This window comes from Alkalibacter mobilis (assembly GCF_015594845.1).
Taxonomy (GTDB): Bacteria; Bacillota; Clostridia; order Eubacteriales; family Alkalibacteraceae; genus Alkalibacter; species Alkalibacter mobilis.
Genome location: NZ_JADNRK010000016.1, coordinates 1 through 15,990, shown reverse-complemented (window position 1 = coordinate 15,990; position 15,990 = coordinate 1). Strand labels below are relative to the sequence as shown.

The window sequence follows — 15,990 nt, the reverse complement described above, 5'->3', positions numbered from 1 at the left end:
AATTAAAACAACCTCGCTCAAGGTCAAAATCCCCGGCGAGGTCAGTTCTCAGTCTTCCTGTTCTGATTCCAGAACTTCCAACACTTCTTCGATAATATTCTCTACTGTGTCTTTGCCTTCTTTTGTCTCCGCCGAAAATAGAACGATGTCTGAACCGTCTTCCAGCTCAAATGTTTTGATTATCTGATTCAGATTCTTGCTTCTTTGATTCTTTCCGACCTTGTCCAACTTGGTCGCTACAACCAGTGGAACTATGTCATTGTCGTACAACCAATCGTTGATAGCCTGGTCGTCTTCGGTAGGCTTGTGTCTGAAGTCTATCAATTGGACCACCATAACCAAGTTGTCCCGAGTTTCTATGTAGTCTTGGATCATTTTCTTGAATTGTTGCCTCTCAGATTTGGAAACCTTTGCGTATCCATACCCTGGCATGTCCACAAAACAAAACCTGTCTTCCACATTGTAAAAGTTGACCGTTCTTGTTTTTCCGGGTTGGGAGCTTGTCCTTGCCAAAGCCTTTCTATTTATGATGGTATTGATGAAAGAGGACTTGCCCACATTAGATCTTCCCAAAAGCAGTATCTCCGGCAAATCGTGTTCAGGATAATGTTCCGGTCTGACGGCACTGGTAATAATGCTTACATTGTTTATTTTCATTTTTTGCTACCGCCAAACACTATCTTGATAACTTCTTCCATGGAAGACACCGTATTGATAGTCAACTTTTCAAGGATATCTCCTGGGATTTCTTCAAGATCCTTCTCGTTTTCCTTGGGTATGATTATGTTGGTTATCCCAGCTCTGTGCGCTGCAAGAAGTTTTTCTTTGACCCCTCCTATGGGAAGGACTCGTCCTCTCAAGGTTATTTCTCCGGTCATAGCCAGGTTTTGCGGCACCGGTTTTTTGGTCAAAAGCGAAAACAGTGCAGTTGTCATGGTAATACCAGCAGAAGGACCATCTTTGGGTATGGCTCCCTCCGGGACGTGCAGGTGTATATCCAGGTTTTTATAAAAGTCCGGGTCCAGATCGAATTCCGCCGCTTTGGATCTTATATAGCTTATTCCGGCTTTTGCAGATTCCTTCATAACATCTCCAAGTTGTCCCGTAAGATCCAGAGTGCCTTTCCCAGGCATGGATACAGCTTCTATTTGCAAAGTATCTCCACCTACAGACGTCCACGCAAGGCCGTTCACCAATCCGATTTCTGCTTCTCCTTCAACTTTTTCATATCTGAATTTTTTCAGACCTAGGAATTTTTCTATGTTTTTGGGGTTTATTGTAACGCGCTTTTTATCTTCTTCAACGATTTCTTTCGCCACAACTCTGCAGATCCTGGCCAACTGTCTCTCAAGTTCCCTGACTCCAGACTCCCTTGTGTAATAATTTATAACATCCCGGATTGTTTCGTCGCTTATGCTTATATTGCTCTTTTTTAATCCGTGATTCTTCAATTGCTTTGGCAATAGGTATTTTGTTGCAATATTCAGTTTTTCCTCTTCAATGTATCCAGACACTTCTATTATTTCCATTCTGTCAAGCAATGGTCTGGGTATTGTGGAAACCGTATTCGCCGTGGTGACGAACATGACCTTTGACAAGTCGAATGGAAGCTCCAGGTAATTGTCCGTGAATGTGGAATTTTGTTCGGGATCTAAAACCTCCAACAGTGCAGATGCAGGGTCTCCCCTGAAATCCTGGCTCATCTTGTCGATTTCATCCAGAAGGAACAACGGGTTTCTGCTTCCAGCCTGCTTCATGTTATATATTATGCGACCTGGAATTGCTCCAACGTAAGTTCTTCTGTGCCCTCTGATTTCTGCTTCATCTCTCATCCCACCAAGAGACATTCTTGCAAATTTTCTTCCCAAAGCTTTGGCTATGGATTTGGCTATGGAAGTCTTGCCGACTCCCGGCGGCCCCACCAGACACAAAATGGGTCCTTTCAACTGATTTGACAATTTCAGGACTGCCAGATACTCCAGCACCCTCTCCTTTACCTTGTATAAAGCGTAATGATCCTTGTCAAGAATTTCTCTAGCCTTTTTAATATCGATGGTTTCTTTTGTTTCCTTGTTCCATGGCAGATCCAAAACCCATTCAACGTATGTTTGAACAACACCCGCTTCAGAACTTCCTGAAGGTATCTTGTTCAGTTTGAAGATCTCGTCTTCCACCTTTTTCTTTATATCGTCCGCCAAATTCAACTTGTAGAGTTTTTTTAGATAGGTTTCCACGATTCCTGTAGCACCGCCGTGGCCTTCTCCCAACTCCTCCTGAATGACCCTTATCTGTTCTCGCAAAAAATACTCTTTTTGCTGCTTGTCCATTTGGTTTTTTACTTTGTCGTCGATATCTTTCTCGATTTCCAATAGTTCAAGTTCCTTGACAAGGTACTCGTATGTTTTTTCCAATCTGGTTATCGGGTGCATTTCCTGAAGTATGTCTTGGCTTTCTTCAATCTCAAGTAGAAGATTTGCTCCTACCATGTCCACCAATTCATCGGGACTGTCAATGCCTTCAATACCCATCATCAAATCAGGCGTGGCTTTTCTGGTAAGGTTTATATATTCCAGGAACGCCTGTCTTACCATGCGCATCAAGGCTTTGGTTTCTTTGTTTTGTACCGGCATCGGTAAAACATCCTCCACCTTGACTTCAAAATAAGGTTCCTGACTTAGATATTCTTCAATTTTAACCCTGTTTTGAACCTCAACCAGAACCCTGGTCAAGTTGCCCGGCATCTTTAACAACTGCTTCACGGTGGCTCTAGTCCCTATCGGGTAGATATCTTCAGGTTTAGGGTCCTCCACCTCCAAGTCTTTTTGTGCAACCAGCACCACTTCTTGATTTAGGGTCATGGCTGCCTCCAAAGCTTTTATGGATTTATCTCGGCCTACATCAAAATGGATGATCATTTCAGGAAAAAGGATCAATCCTCTCAGTGGAATGAGAGGAAGTTCATCGATCTTATCCAAATGTATAGGATTTATTTGCGTATCAGGTTTGTTCATTATTTCTCCTCCCCGCTTTCGCTAAGGTTATTGTGGTTTAATCATTATACCATTGTATATGTTTTTTTCAATCGAGTCATCAAATTAAATTTACATTTAAAGGAATTTTAAAGAAAAAGCAATCATTAGGCATGATTGCTTTTAATCTTGCAGTTCAAATTGTCAGGATACGCTCTCTTCGTTGGCGTCCTTGTCGTCTTTTTTGTCTTTGTAAACCAAAAGTGGCTCTTTCCCCTTGTTCACGGTATCCTTGGAAATGACGCATTTTACAATATCCTTTTTTGAAGGGATATCGTACATTACATCCAGCATCAAATTCTCAAGGATGCCTCTTAATCCTCTGGCTCCAGTTTCATGCTTGATGGTCTTCTGGGCTATTGCCTTAAGCGCATCTTTTTCGAAAACCAGTTCAACGCCGTCAGCTTCAAGCATCTTTTGATATTGTTTTAGAAGCGCATTTTTAGGTTCAGTCAATATCCTTATGAGCGCATCGACATCCAACGGTTCCAAGGTCGTAATAACCGGGATCCTTCCAACAAATTCCGGTATCAATCCGAATTGCAAAAGATCTCTCGGTTCTATCTGCTTCAACAGTGCACTGGAATCAAAATTCTTTTTGCTTTTTATCTCAGCATTGAAACCCATGGCCTTGTTTCCGGTCCTCTTGGAGATTATCCTTTCGATACCGTCAAATGCCCCACCTACTATGAATAGGATATTTGTAGTGTCGATTTGAAGAAATTCCTGATGTGGATGCTTTCTTCCACCCTGGGGTGGTACATTGGCCGTAGTCCCTTCAAGGATCTTCAATAAAGCCTGTTGAACTCCTTCTCCGCTTACATCTCTTGTTATGGATGGATTCTCGCTCTTTCTTGCGATTTTGTCTATCTCGTCTATGTAGATTATCCCCCGCTGAGCTTTCTCTATATCGTAATCAGCAGCCTGGATCAGTTTTAATAAGATGTTTTCCACATCTTCACCTACATAGCCGGCTTCCGTCAGCGAAGTGGCATCTGCGATGGCGAATGGTACATTGAGCATTCTAGCCAATGTTTGTGCCAACAGAGTCTTTCCCGAGCCCGTCGGGCCTAAAAGAAGTATATTGCTTTTTTGGATTTCAACGTCTTCCGACTCTTCCTTCAGGTTGATTCTCTTGTAATGGTTATAAACTGCCACAGCCAGAGATTTTTTTGCTCTTTCCTGGGAAATCACGTATTCATCCAGATAATTCTTGATTTCCTGCGGAGTAGGTACATCTGTCATTTCAAAGAACTGATCCGGAATAAACTCCTCTTCGATAATTTCCTGGCAAAGTTCTATGCACTCGTTGCATATGTATACTCCGGGTCCAGCCACCATACGCTTGACCTGGCTTTGGGTCTTTCCGCAGAAAGAACACCTTATCTGCTGTTTACCGTCATCATTTTTTGACATTATTTCACCTCTCGCAACCGGTTGCTATTTTCTTGAGGTAATCACCTTGTCGATTATGCCGTATTCCTTCGCTTCAGAAGCAGACATAAAGAAGTCTCTGTCAGTATCCTTGTTTATCACTTCAATTGGCTGACCGGTTCTTTCACTTAAAATTTTATTGATCGTTTCTCTAGTTTTTATCAATCTATTGGCATATATCTGCACATCTACAGACTGGCCTTGAGCACCGCCTAATGGCTGGTGTATCATGACTTCGCTGTTTGGAAGGGCGTATCTTTTTCCCTTTTTACCTGCTGCAAGCAGGAATGCTCCCATGGAAGCCGCCATCCCTATGCAAATAGTGGATACATCACACTTGATAAAATTCATTGTATCGTATATAGCCATTCCCGCAGTTATTGAACCACCGGGACTGTTGATGTAAATTTGTACATCCTTGTCAGCGTCTTCAGCTTCCAAAAACAAGAGTTGCGCCACTGTAAGGCTTGCACTTACATCATTTACTTCTCCATTTAGGAAAATAATTCTTTCTTTAAGCAATCTGGAGTATATATCGTATGACCTTTCACCTCTGCCGGTCTGTTCGACTACCATAGGTACTAAATTCATTTCCATAAAATCACTCCTCACGTTAATTTATTATTTTTTTGTATTGTCTACAAGAAACTCAATGGTTTTCTTTCTTTTTACAGAGTCGGCAAAATACTTCTTTTGATCTTCTGTAACAGTGCTTTTGAACTTCTCCACATCCATATTGTACATGGCTGCCTGTTCTTCGATTTCTGCTGTGATTTCGTCTTCTGAAGCTTCGATTACTTCAGTCTCTGTAATTTTGGTCAAAACAAGATCTCTTGAAAGTTTCTTGTGTGAATCTTCTTTGACTTGTCCAATCAAAGTTTCTTCACTCATGTTGGTGTATGTAAAGTAGTCTTCCATACTTATACCCTGCATCTTAAGCTGATATTCAAAGTCACGCAAAGATTTGTCTACTTCTTCTTGAATCATTTGATCCGGGATCTCCATTTTCGCATTTTCAACAGCTGCATCAACAGCTTTTACCTTTGCGATCTCCAACAATTCCTTTTCCTTGTCGTCCTTGATTTTTTTCTTCAAGTCTTCTTTTAGTTCTTCCAAAGTATCGAATTCGCTGACGTCTTTTGCAAATTCATCATCAAGTTCCGGCACTTCTTTTGTCTTGATGTCTTTTATTGCAACTTTGAACACAACATCCTGTCCGGCCAAATCTTCAGCTTGGTATTCTTCAGGGAATGTCACGTTTACTTCGACTTCATCTCCCTTAGCAGTTCCTATCAATTGATCTTCAAAACCGGGGATGAACATTCCGCTTCCAAGAACAAGACTGTGGTCCTCAGCTTTGCCGCCTTCAAAAGCAACTCCGTCCTTGAAACCTTCAAAATCGATTATTGCAGTGTCCCCTGATTTTGCTTTTTCTCCTTCAGCTGCTGAAACCAATCTTGAATTCTGATCCTGCATTTTCTCGATTTCTACATTTATGTCTTCCTCTGTCGGTTCATAAGCAAGATCTCCCGGGTCGAATCCCTTGTATTCTCCCAATTCCACTTCCGGCATGATCGCAACTGAAATGGTCATTTCAAGTCCGTCTTCTCCGATCTTGTCGATACTTTCCATCGATGGTCTGGAAACCGCATCTATCTTGTTTTCTTCGATGGCTTTCAGATAAGCATCAGGAAATGCAAAATCCAGAGCGTCCTCATAAAATACTTCTTTCCCATATCTTTGTTCAATAATTTTTTGTGGTGCCTTTCCTTTTCTGAATCCGTCGATATAGAATTTGCCCTTGTTTTTCTGATAAGCTTTAGTTACGGCTTTTTTGAAATCCTCGGCAGAAACCTCTATCTTCATCGTTACTACACTTTTTTCGATTTTTTCAACACTCGAACCCATAATAATCCTCCTAAATTTATATATTTGTATATATTTCTTCTTAATCAACAGCGTTAACCAAAACATTATATCATATAAGGCTTTGAAAAATCAAACCTCAGGATTTATGTTTATTCGTAAGTCAATTCTTTTATCTCAACCAATTCTTCTTCTTCCATCAACTTGTAATAGGTATCCAACCCTTCCGCTTCTATCCACAATCTTCCATAATTGAATCCCAGCCATTCGCCATCGACGTAAGCACTGACACTTTTCCCGTCTTTAAGATGGAAAAACAGCAGTTCTCTTCCCTTTGTGCCCTTTTTGTACAGAGGGATCCGACCGTTCATAACTGCTTTGGAAAGCTCAAGACTTTTGCCCTTGCTTCCCAAAATTTTAGAAGAAATCACGCTTGAGCTGAACGGATCTTTCGAATAAGTCAAAAATGTTACGCTTTTTGTTTTTTCCAGTCCCAATTCGTTGAACTTGATTCTGTTGATAATCATAGGAGCCATCACTGCAGCCGATATCAACAATGCTGCAACAACGATTACCACCCATACTTTTTTTGCAGCGACAAAACTTTTTAATTTTTCACCAATATTATTCATTTCCATTTATTGATCCTCCCAAGATACAGTGTCAACTATTGTAACATCTTCTTAAGGAATTGTCCCGTGAATGATTCGTTATTTTCTGAAATTTTTTCAGGCGTTCCTTCAGCTATCACATTGCCGCCTCTGAATCCACCCTCGGGGCCCAGATCGATCACATGATCCGCTACTTTTATTACATCCAGATTATGTTCGATTACCACTATGGTATTTCCTGCATCAGCCAGCTTGTTCAAAACAGTTATAAGCTTGTCCACATCTGCCATGTGAAGTCCGGTAGTCGGTTCGTCCAATATGTACAATGTCTTTCCCGTCCCCCGTTTGCTCAATTCTGTAGCCAGTTTGATCCTTTGTGCTTCTCCGCCGGATAGCTGAGTGGATGGTTGCCCCAGTTTAATGTATCCCAAGCCAACATCGTATAGAGTTTGGAGCTTGTTTTTGATCTTGGTGATATTCTGAAAGAAGTCAACCCCCTCTTCCACCGACATTTCCAAAATTTCCGATATGTTTTTTCCTTTGTACTTGACCTGAAGGGTTTCCTTGTTGTAACGCTTTCCTTTGCAGACCTCGCATGGAACGTACACGTCGGGAAGAAAGTGCATTTCGATTTTAATGATACCGTCTCCGCTGCAGTTTTCGCACCTTCCACCTTTCACATTGAAACTGAATCGTCCTTTTTTGTAACCTCTTGTTTTTGCTTCAGGCGTCTGGGAAAATAGATCTCTGATAAAATCGAACACACCCGTGTAAGTAGCAGGATTCGATCTTGGGGTTCGCCCTATGGGTGATTGATCGATGTCGATTATTTTATCTACGTGTTCGATCCCCCTTATCTCTTCGTGTTTCCCAACTTTTGTCCAAGATCTGTTTATCTTTTGATTTACACCCTTGTACAAAATTTCATTGATCAGTGTACTTTTTCCTGAACCGGAAACACCCGTGACTGCAACGAACTTGCCCAATGGGATACTCACGTTGATATTTTTTAAATTATTTTCAGCGGCGCCGATGATTTCTATGAATTCACCGTTTCCTTCTCTCCTTTTTTCGGGAACATGAATGGATCTCTCCCCTGAAAGGTACTGGCCGGTAATTGATTTTTTGTTTTTCATGATTTCTTCCCAGGTTCCTTCAGCAATGATCTCTCCCCCATGGATCCCTGCACCGGGGCCGATGTCCACTACGTGATCTGCTTCTTTTATGGTATCTTCATCATGTTCAACCACTATTAGAGTGTTGCCCAAATTGGTAAGATTCCTTAGTGTGGCAAGAAGTCTATTGTTGTCTCTTTGATGAAGGCCTATGCTGGGTTCGTCCAATACATACAATACCCCTACCAGTGCTGATCCTATCTGCGTGGCCAGCCTTATCCTTTGTGACTCGCCTCCTGAAAGAGTACCCGCATTTCTGGACAATGTAAGGTAATCCAAACCTACATCCATGAGAAACTTGATCCTGCTTTTTATCTCTTTCAATACCTGTTCAGATATTATTGCTTCCCTGGGTGTCAACTGGATCTTGTCGAAAAATCCATAACATTCACTTATGGATAAATCTGTTGTCTCTATGATGTTTTTTCCCTTTATCGTCACAGCAAGGCTATTTTCATTAAGTCTTTTTCCCTTGCATACGTTACACGGGGTGTCCGACATGTATTTTTCGATCTTGTCTCTTATGTAATCTGACGAAGATTCCTTGTATCTTCTCTCCATATTGTTTATAAGACCTTCAAAATAAACTTCTCGTTCCTTCCAACCTCCAAAATATGAGTTGAAATTTATATTAAGCGGACGTTCATCACCGTAGAGTAAAGCATTCATAAAATCTTCAGGAGCATCCCCGATAGGTTCGTCCATCGAAAAATCATAAAGCCTGGCCAATTCCGAAACTATCGCATTGTAATATGTGCTCTCATCACTTGCACCGAAAAAATTCAATGCACCCTTGTTTATGGAAAGGCTTTTGTCTCTTATGAGCATATCGGGATCAACTTGTTTGTGACTACCCAGGCCGTTACAGTGCGTACACATTCCAAAGGGATTGTTGAAAGAAAACATTCTGGGCTCCAGCTTGTCTATGGCTATGTTGCAATCGGGGCAGGCAAATTTTTCGCTGTAGATCTGTCTTTCTCCGTCTACAACATCGATGTATACCATACCGTCTGCAAGTTTCAGTGCAGTTTCTATCGAATCGGTCAACCGCTTTGATATGCCTTCCCTGTTTTTGAGCCTGTCCACCACTATTTCAATATTGTGCTTCTTGTTTTTGTCCAGTTCAATTTCTTCTTCATTAAGGTCGTATAACTCTCCGTCTGCCACCACCCTTATAAATCCGTCTCTCTTTATGGCGTTAATAAGCTTCTTATGCTGACCCTTTTCCCCTCTGACAATCGGTGCCAGTATCAGAAACTTTTCACCTTCCGGAAGGTTCAGAACTGACTCAACAATCTGATCCACCGATTGAGACGATATTTCTTTCCCGCACTTTGGACAATGTGGAATACCCATTCGGGCGTACAGAAGTCTCAAGTGGTCATAGATCTCCGTTACGGTACCTACAGTGGATCTTGGATTTCTATTTGTAGTCTTTTGGTCTATCGAAATCGCCGGAGAAAGTCCCTCTATGTAATCTACGTCCGGTTTGTTCATTTGCCCTAAAAATTGTCTGGCATAAGAAGACAGTGATTCTACGTATCTCCTCTGTCCCTCTGCGTATATGGTGTCAAATGCCAAAGATGATTTTCCTGAACCGCTCAAACCGGTAAACACTATAAATTTATCCCTGGGCAACGTAATATTTATATTTTTCAAGTTGTGCTCTTTAGCGCCAACTATATTTATTCTGTCCATTTGTTTTTCCTTTCTCAGCCCTTTGATTTTTGGATCTTGATTATCTGATCCCTAATCTTTGCAGCTTTTTCAAACTCCAGATTTTCCGCCGCAAGCATCATTTCTTCCTGAAGATCCTCTATGGTTTTTTCTCCGGTCTCCATGGCTTCCTCTATGGTTTGATACCCAGCCTGTTCCTCTGCCGCTTTAGTCGCATGAATTTCGTCATGTATCTTTTTTGAAATGGACTGAGGTGTGATCCCATGTTCTTTATTGTAAGCTTCCTGGATTTTTCTTCTTCTTTCAGTCTCGCCTATAGCCTTGTCCATGGAAGGCGTAAACTTGTCGGCATACATTATTACGATACCATCTACATTACGGGCCGCTCTGCCTATGGTTTGAATAAGTGAAGTTTCCGACCTTAAAAAACCTTCTTTGTCCGCATCCAAAATTCCAATCAAGCCCACTTCTGGTATATCCAAACCCTCTCGAAGCAGGTTTATGCCGATCAATACGTCAAATTCACCCAATCTCAATTGCCTTATGATCTTTATTCTTTCAAGCGTATCTATGTCGGAATGCAGGTACTTTGCTTTAATTCCAACGTTTTTCATATAGTCAGATAGATCTTCCGCCATTTTCTTTGTCAATGTGGTCACCAGCACACGCTGTTTTTTATCAATTTTTTTGTTGATTTCTCCTATCAAATCGTCTATCTGATGCTCTGTAGGTCTGACCATGATCACCGGATCCACCAACCCTGTTGGTCTGATGATCTGTTCCACCAGTTTCTGACTCTTTTCATTCTCATATGGGCCGGGTGTAGCAGTGGTGAAAATCACCTGATCGATCTTTCCTTCAAATTCTTGAAAATTCAAAGGTCTGTTGTCTAATGCAGAAGGCAACCTAAACCCGTAATCCACCAGGTTTTGCTTTCTAGACCTGTCTCCGGCATACATTCCCCTGACCTGCGGTATGGTAACATGAGACTCGTCCACGATCAACAGAAAATCTTTCGGAAAATAATCTATCAAAGTAAAAGGTGGACTGCCCGGCGGAAGTCCGGTGATGTGCCTGGAGTAATTTTCTATTCCATTGCAAAATCCCATTTCCTTCAGCATTTCCATGTCATAATTTGTACGTTGGAGAAGTCTTTGTGCCTCCACCAATTTATTTTCATCCAAAAGCTCCTGATGTCTTTCCGAAAGTTCCTTTCTTATGGAATCTATGGCAACCTTCAGATTTTCTTCAGTGGTCGCATAATGAGACGCGGGAAATACGGATATATGATTTCTGACGCCTTTGATTTCACCCGTCAAAACATCTATTTCAGTTATCCTTTCAATTTCATCACCAAAAAATTCTACTCTAACTGCACTATCGCTGGAGGCAGCCGGAAAAATTTCCAGAACGTCCCCTCTGACTCTGAAAGTTCCCCTGGTAAAACTCATGTCATTTCTTGCATATTGAATGTCAACTAATTTCCTTATTACTTCGTCTCTGTCCTTTTCCATGCCCGGTCTCAAGGAAACCACAAGATTTTCATAGTCGATCGGGCTACCCAGACCGTAAATACAAGATACACTTGCAACTATTATCACATCCCGCCTCTCAAACAGGGCTGCAGTAGCTGAGTGGCGGAGTTTGTCGATTTCATCGTTTATTGAAGAATCTTTCTCTATATATAAGTCCGACTGGGGCACGTATGCCTCAGGCTGATAATAATCGTAATAACTTACAAAATATTCAACTGCGTTTTCCTGAAAAAAAGTCTTGAACTCACTATACAACTGGGCGGCCAGCGTTTTGTTGTGTGCCAGTATCAATGTGGGTCTTTGAACTTTTTCAATTACCTTTGCCATGGTGTATGTCTTTCCTGAACCGGTTACTCCCAGAAGAGTTTGATATTTCAGATCGTCTTCCAATCCTTTTGCCAGCTCTTTAATTGCATTTATCTGATCGCCCTTCGGTTCGTAATCCGAAGTGACTACAAATTTATTCATATTTTCACCCCTAATTTACAACATGGAATCCAAAATCCATGACTTAAAAGTACGACTCCGTCCTTGTGTTTATTCGGGCGGAGTCGCTAAGTGTCGTTATTGTCCTGTTATATTTCGTGTCTGCCTTCGAAAGATTTTGCCAGCGTCACCTCGTCGGCATACTCTAAATCTCCACCTACGGGGATTCCGTGAGCTATCCTGGTCACTTTGATACCCGAAGGTTTTATCAGTTTGGATAGGTACATGGCCGTTGCCTCACCTTCAATGGTTGGGTTGGTGGCAACTATTACTTCATCGATTTCCACTTCCTGCAGTCTGACGAGAAGTTCCTTGATCCTAATGTCGTTGGGCCCTATCCCGTCCATCGGAGAGATGGCACCCTGGAGCACATGATATTTTCCCCGGTAGTCCCTGGTTTTTTCAATGGCTATTATGTCCCTGGGTTCTTGAACCACGCAAATAGTCTTCTCGTCTCTTTTTTCATCGCTGCAAAACCTGCATGTTTCCTTATCAGTTATATTAAAACATATTTTACAGTATCTCACCTTATTTTTTGCTTCGATTATTGAATTAGCCAGGGCTTCTGACTCTTCTTTGGGAACCTTCAGCAAGTGCATGGCCAGCCTTTGAGCGGTTTTGTTCCCTATTCCGGGAAGTCTTGAAAGTTCGTTTATCAATTTAGTCAAAGAATCTGAATAATAGTCCATTTTTCACCTCTGAAAAGTTCTATTTGCCGTTAAAACAATCCTGGAATATTCATTCCACCTGTAACTTTTCCCATTTCCTGAGATACCATTTCTTCAGCTTTTCTCAGTGCTTCATTTACAGCTGCAAGGACCATGTCCTCAAGCATTTCGACATCGTCTTCATCAACTACTTCAGGATCGATTTTTATTGAAACCAACTCTTTTTTACCGGTTGCAACTGCTTTGACGGCGCCCCCTCCTGCTGTAGCCTCCACTTCTCTTTCCTGTACTTCAGCCTGTACTCTTTGCATTTCCTGCTGCATTTTTTGTACCTGCTTCATCATGTTGTTCATGTTGCCCGCTCCACCCGGGAATTTATTTCTTGCCATGTTAATTTCCTCCTAAGATAATTATTTAAATTCAACCTTGTCTTCACCAAAAAGATCTATCGGCAATTCCTTTACCAGATAATCATCACTGGCTGACAATACAAATTTGATTTTTACATCGTTTCCGAATATTTTTCTTGCTTCCGCTTGCAGATAATCCGATTCATTGAGAACATTTGTATAGTGAAAATCTTCAGATTCTGCAAAAGATATAGTTATAACAGCATCAGTTATACTTGGTTTTCCAACACTCAGGGACATACCCGCAATTTTCTTCTCTTTGCTGATGTGCTTCAAAAATGACTGATATTCCTCTTTTGAAAGTTTTTTGGAACTCGATGGATTTGACTCGATATTATCCGGATTCCCTGTGACTCCCTTGTTTTTTGCAACAGGTTTGTCTGTTGCATAGGGTTTTCGGTTTTCATTTATATTGTGTCCGATGTTTGTTCTTTTGTTGTTATCCTTACTGAAATCAGATCGGCTATTAATTGATCGATCCCTTTCCAATTCTCTGTTGCCGCTATTTTCTAGGGTACACAATCTTATCAATGTAACTTCCATAAGTATCTTGGGTAATGATGTGTATTTAAGTTTATTCTCTCTGTCCGCCAGTATCTCTATGATCCTTCCGATCAGATCAAGATCAAGCGACTTTATATCCTTGAACAAATTCAGACTTTGGTCTTTCAGCTCCATCATTAAATTTGAGTCGTCGGTTATTCCGTAGATCAAAACATCCCTGAACCCTGCAATAAGTTGATGTATCAGCTGTGTCATTTCTTTTCCCGCATTATATGCAGACTCGAGATTTTCCAGGGCCCTTGTCGCATCTTTATTCAATACCGCTTCAATCATGGAATATACGATTTCGTTATCCGTTATCCCGAGTGTCGCCTTGACCTCTTCATATTCTATCAGACTATCACTGCTTATGGCTATGCATTGATCCAATATGCTCAAGGCATCTCTCATTGCGCCGTCTGCATTTTTTGCAATAAGTTCCAAAGCCTCCTCTTCGATCTGGATCCCGACGTCATTGGCAACGTAAGTCATTCGACTCTTGATTTCATCCGCAGTGAGTCTCTTGAAGTTGAATCTCTGACATCTTGACAATATGGTAGCCGGAAGTTTATTGGGTTCAGTGGTCGCCAATATAAAAATTGCGTGAGGCGGTGGCTCTTCCAGAGTTTTAAGCAACGCATTGAATGCTTCTGCCGTGAGCATGTGCACCTCGTCTATAATATAGACCTTGTATTTGCCAACTGCCGGCATATACTTGACTTTGTCCCTTAAATCTCTGATTTCGTCGACGCCCCTGTTGCTGGCTGCATCGATTTCAATTATATCCATCACACTGTTGGATTCAAGTTCCAGACAGGTCTTGCAATTGTTGCATGGTTCTCCGTCTACAGATTCAGGGCAATTTACTCCCCTTGCGAATATTTTGGCAGCCGAAGTTTTGCCTGTCCCCCTGGTCCCACTGAACAAGTATGCATGAGCTATTTTATTCATGATGATCTGATTTTTCAAGATCGACACTACGTTCCCCTGGCCAATCATGTCACTGAAGGTTTTTGGACGGTACTTTCTGTATAAAGCTATGTAATCCATCAATCCGCTCCTTGTCAACTATTGAAAATATTATAACATTATAACATCCAAAGGTTAATAGCTCCTTAAATGTATTTGAATTATTCTTTCCCTTAAATACAAAAAAAGAACTTCTCGAGTTCTTTAAATAAAAGCCGTGCACCCGTCTTCGAATGTCCCAATGAAGCGTACCGAATCAGTTGGCTCAAGCCAGGTAGACCTGCGGCACATAGAATCCCTGCTTACCGCTGCTTCCTTCCGGACCTGACGGGGTTCACAAGTATCTATTGCACAGGGCCCAACTCTCAACACCACTTAAGACGAAACGAACATTCATTGAAACAACCTCTGACGGGAATTCAATCCTGCTGTAGCGGATTGCAGGTACAGGGCACCGCTAACTCCCCATCTAGCACGGCAAAAATGTATGTAAACCCCTAGGGGTCACAAACTATACCGGCGGCTTACGCCACATAAGAATTGTACCATATAAATCTCAAATTGCAAGAAAAATCCGTAGCAATCAACCAGCGTCCATTGTTCTATTTCTTTGACAGCATTTCTTTTGCACCGAAAAACACCATGCCGCCTCCAATGACAAAAAATATTCCATGAAGAACGTTGACATCAGCAAGAATCAAACATTGTATCACTATCCATGAAACCAATACCGCTCCTTGAGCAAAGGATGCAAATGAAAATAACCTGCTTTTTCCAATACCTAAATACCCAACGAATAAATTCCCCAAACCAATTATTACAAACAGGAACAAACCAGGGATCAAGAAATCGTCAAACGGCCCATACCTTAAAGCCACCTCAGCATCTAAACCTATAGATTTACCCGTTGGGTCAGAAATTGCAGTATACCCGCCAAACAACGCACCCAACCCCACAAAAAAATGAATGCCAATTTGAACTTTTTTGATCAAAGACATCTGAACTCCTCCTAAATGGTTTTTTAATCCTGATTTCCAACACAATTATACCATTGGGATTGACATTAAGGATATACCTATGTATAATAATATTCTGCGACAACCAACAAGGAGAGATGTCCGAGCGGCCGAAGGAGCACGCCTGGAAAGCGTGTGTGCGTCACAAGCGTACCGAGGGTTCAAATCCCTCTCTCTCCGCCATTAATTTTGACGTTAACACCCGAAAGGGTGTTTTTTATATTCACAGTTTTCTGAGAGGGATTTGAACCCCAAGGGGGTGAGTGCCGTTTAGACAAGGTGGTAAATCCACTTTGGCCGGCACGATGTCCAAACACTGGCAACGGTAGTGGCAGGACTAGGTAGGATTCTTTGCTCAACCTATCCTTGATTGGTGAAATCTGTCACCGCTGGATTACACAGCGTGCACTGCACGAGAAAGAGAACCCAACATGTTTTCACATCTGTTGATTTATACTTAAAACTGACCCGGGATTAATGGTTAATACTGACCCACCTTGAGGTGCAAAGATTAACCAATCCTAATCTTAAAGTATGCTGAATCTTAAAAAATTAACGTTGTGAATTGACC

General features: G+C 41.6%; 12 protein-coding genes, 1 tRNA gene and 1 other RNA gene. 1 reads left to right on the top strand and 13 read right to left on the bottom strand.

Going from position 1 to position 15,990, the window contains the following annotated elements; all coding sequences use genetic code 11:
• Positions 1-48: 48 nt before the first annotated feature.
• The 13 genes from yihA to IWB18_RS08600 all read right to left on the bottom strand — a co-directional run bounded on the left by yihA (position 49) and on the right by IWB18_RS08600 (position 15,401).
• Positions 49-657 carry a ribosome biogenesis GTP-binding protein YihA/YsxC gene (gene yihA / locus IWB18_RS08660; protein ID WP_195683230.1) on the bottom strand — a complete coding sequence of 203 codons (609 nt, stop codon included), beginning with the start codon at positions 655-657 and terminating at the stop codon, positions 49-51.
• Positions 654-3,011: an endopeptidase La gene (gene lon / locus IWB18_RS08655; RefSeq protein WP_195683229.1), complete on the bottom strand. Its 2,358-nt coding sequence runs from the start codon at positions 3,009-3,011 to the stop codon at positions 654-656. The genes yihA and lon overlap by 4 nt, the downstream gene beginning before the upstream one ends.
• A 162-nt stretch (positions 3,012-3,173) precedes the next feature.
• Positions 3,174-4,445 carry an ATP-dependent Clp protease ATP-binding subunit ClpX gene (gene clpX, locus IWB18_RS08650; protein WP_195683228.1) on the bottom strand — a complete coding sequence of 424 codons (1,272 nt, stop codon included), beginning with the start codon at positions 4,443-4,445 and terminating at the stop codon, positions 3,174-3,176.
• A gap of 24 nt (positions 4,446-4,469) precedes the next feature.
• Positions 4,470-5,054 (bottom strand): ATP-dependent Clp endopeptidase proteolytic subunit ClpP, encoded by a 585-nt coding sequence (gene clpP / locus IWB18_RS08645; RefSeq protein WP_195683261.1) that lies wholly within the window; start codon positions 5,052-5,054, stop codon positions 4,470-4,472.
• A gap of 30 nt (positions 5,055-5,084) precedes the next feature.
• Positions 5,085-6,371 (bottom strand): trigger factor, encoded by a 1,287-nt coding sequence (tig, locus tag IWB18_RS08640; RefSeq protein WP_195683227.1) that lies wholly within the window; start codon positions 6,369-6,371, stop codon positions 5,085-5,087.
• Between the two features lie 110 nt (positions 6,372-6,481).
• Positions 6,482-6,967, bottom strand: coding sequence for a hypothetical protein (locus tag IWB18_RS08635; protein WP_195683226.1), 486 nt, complete (start codon positions 6,965-6,967; stop codon positions 6,482-6,484).
• A gap of 29 nt (positions 6,968-6,996) precedes the next feature.
• Complete coding sequence (gene uvrA, locus IWB18_RS08630) at positions 6,997-9,813, bottom strand: excinuclease ABC subunit UvrA (protein WP_195683225.1); 2,817 nt, start codon at positions 9,811-9,813, stop codon at positions 6,997-6,999.
• A 14-nt stretch (positions 9,814-9,827) separates the two neighbouring features.
• Entirely contained in the window at positions 9,828-11,795 is a 1,968-nt protein-coding gene (gene uvrB, locus IWB18_RS08625) for an excinuclease ABC subunit UvrB (RefSeq protein WP_195683224.1), read from the bottom strand.
• 107 nt (positions 11,796-11,902) lie between these two features.
• On the bottom strand, positions 11,903-12,502 hold the full coding sequence (gene recR, locus IWB18_RS08620) for a recombination mediator RecR (protein WP_195683223.1): 600 nt from the start codon (positions 12,500-12,502) through the stop codon (positions 11,903-11,905).
• Between the two features lie 29 nt (positions 12,503-12,531).
• Positions 12,532-12,870 carry a YbaB/EbfC family nucleoid-associated protein gene (locus IWB18_RS08615; protein ID WP_195683222.1) on the bottom strand — a complete coding sequence of 113 codons (339 nt, stop codon included), beginning with the start codon at positions 12,868-12,870 and terminating at the stop codon, positions 12,532-12,534.
• A gap of 21 nt (positions 12,871-12,891) precedes the next feature.
• Positions 12,892-14,484 carry a DNA polymerase III subunit gamma/tau gene (gene dnaX, locus IWB18_RS08610; RefSeq protein WP_195683221.1) on the bottom strand — a complete coding sequence of 531 codons (1,593 nt, stop codon included), beginning with the start codon at positions 14,482-14,484 and terminating at the stop codon, positions 12,892-12,894.
• Positions 14,485-14,618: 134 nt separating this feature from the next.
• Positions 14,619-14,881: signal recognition particle sRNA large type (ffs, locus tag IWB18_RS08605), an RNA gene on the bottom strand.
• A 124-nt stretch (positions 14,882-15,005) separates the two neighbouring features.
• Positions 15,006-15,401: a hypothetical protein gene (locus tag IWB18_RS08600; RefSeq protein WP_195683220.1), complete on the bottom strand. Its 396-nt coding sequence runs from the start codon at positions 15,399-15,401 to the stop codon at positions 15,006-15,008.
• 110 nt (positions 15,402-15,511) lie between these two features.
• Here IWB18_RS08600 and IWB18_RS08595 point away from each other — a divergent pair.
• Positions 15,512-15,602 (top strand) — tRNA-Ser (locus tag IWB18_RS08595).
• Positions 15,603-15,990: the final 388 nt, after the last annotated feature.

What these genes read in the sequence shown, in the direction of transcription:
- dnaX (WP_195683221.1), bottom strand. Translation starts at nt 14,484, where the DNA reads ATGGATTACATAGCTTTATACAGAAAGTACCGTCCAAAAACCTTCAGT.
- tig (WP_195683227.1), bottom strand. Translation starts at nt 6,371, where the DNA reads ATGGGTTCGAGTGTTGAAAAAATCGAAAAAAGTGTAGTAACGATGAAG.
- uvrA (WP_195683225.1), bottom strand. Translation starts at nt 9,813, where the DNA reads ATGGACAGAATAAATATAGTTGGCGCTAAAGAGCACAACTTGAAAAAT.
- clpX (WP_195683228.1), bottom strand. Translation starts at nt 4,445, where the DNA reads ATGTCAAAAAATGATGACGGTAAACAGCAGATAAGGTGTTCTTTCTGC.
- IWB18_RS08600 (WP_195683220.1), bottom strand. Translation starts at nt 15,401, where the DNA reads ATGTCTTTGATCAAAAAAGTTCAAATTGGCATTCATTTTTTTGTGGGG.
- IWB18_RS08635 (WP_195683226.1), bottom strand. Translation starts at nt 6,967, where the DNA reads ATGGAAATGAATAATATTGGTGAAAAATTAAAAAGTTTTGTCGCTGCA.
- uvrB (WP_195683224.1), bottom strand. Translation starts at nt 11,795, where the DNA reads ATGAATAAATTTGTAGTCACTTCGGATTACGAACCGAAGGGCGATCAG.
- IWB18_RS08615 (WP_195683222.1), bottom strand. Translation starts at nt 12,870, where the DNA reads ATGGCAAGAAATAAATTCCCGGGTGGAGCGGGCAACATGAACAACATG.
- yihA (WP_195683230.1), bottom strand. Translation starts at nt 657, where the DNA reads ATGAAAATAAACAATGTAAGCATTATTACCAGTGCCGTCAGACCGGAA.
- clpP (WP_195683261.1), bottom strand. Translation starts at nt 5,054, where the DNA reads ATGAATTTAGTACCTATGGTAGTCGAACAGACCGGCAGAGGTGAAAGG.
- lon (WP_195683229.1), bottom strand. Translation starts at nt 3,011, where the DNA reads ATGAACAAACCTGATACGCAAATAAATCCTATACATTTGGATAAGATC.
- recR (WP_195683223.1), bottom strand. Translation starts at nt 12,502, where the DNA reads ATGGACTATTATTCAGATTCTTTGACTAAATTGATAAACGAACTTTCA.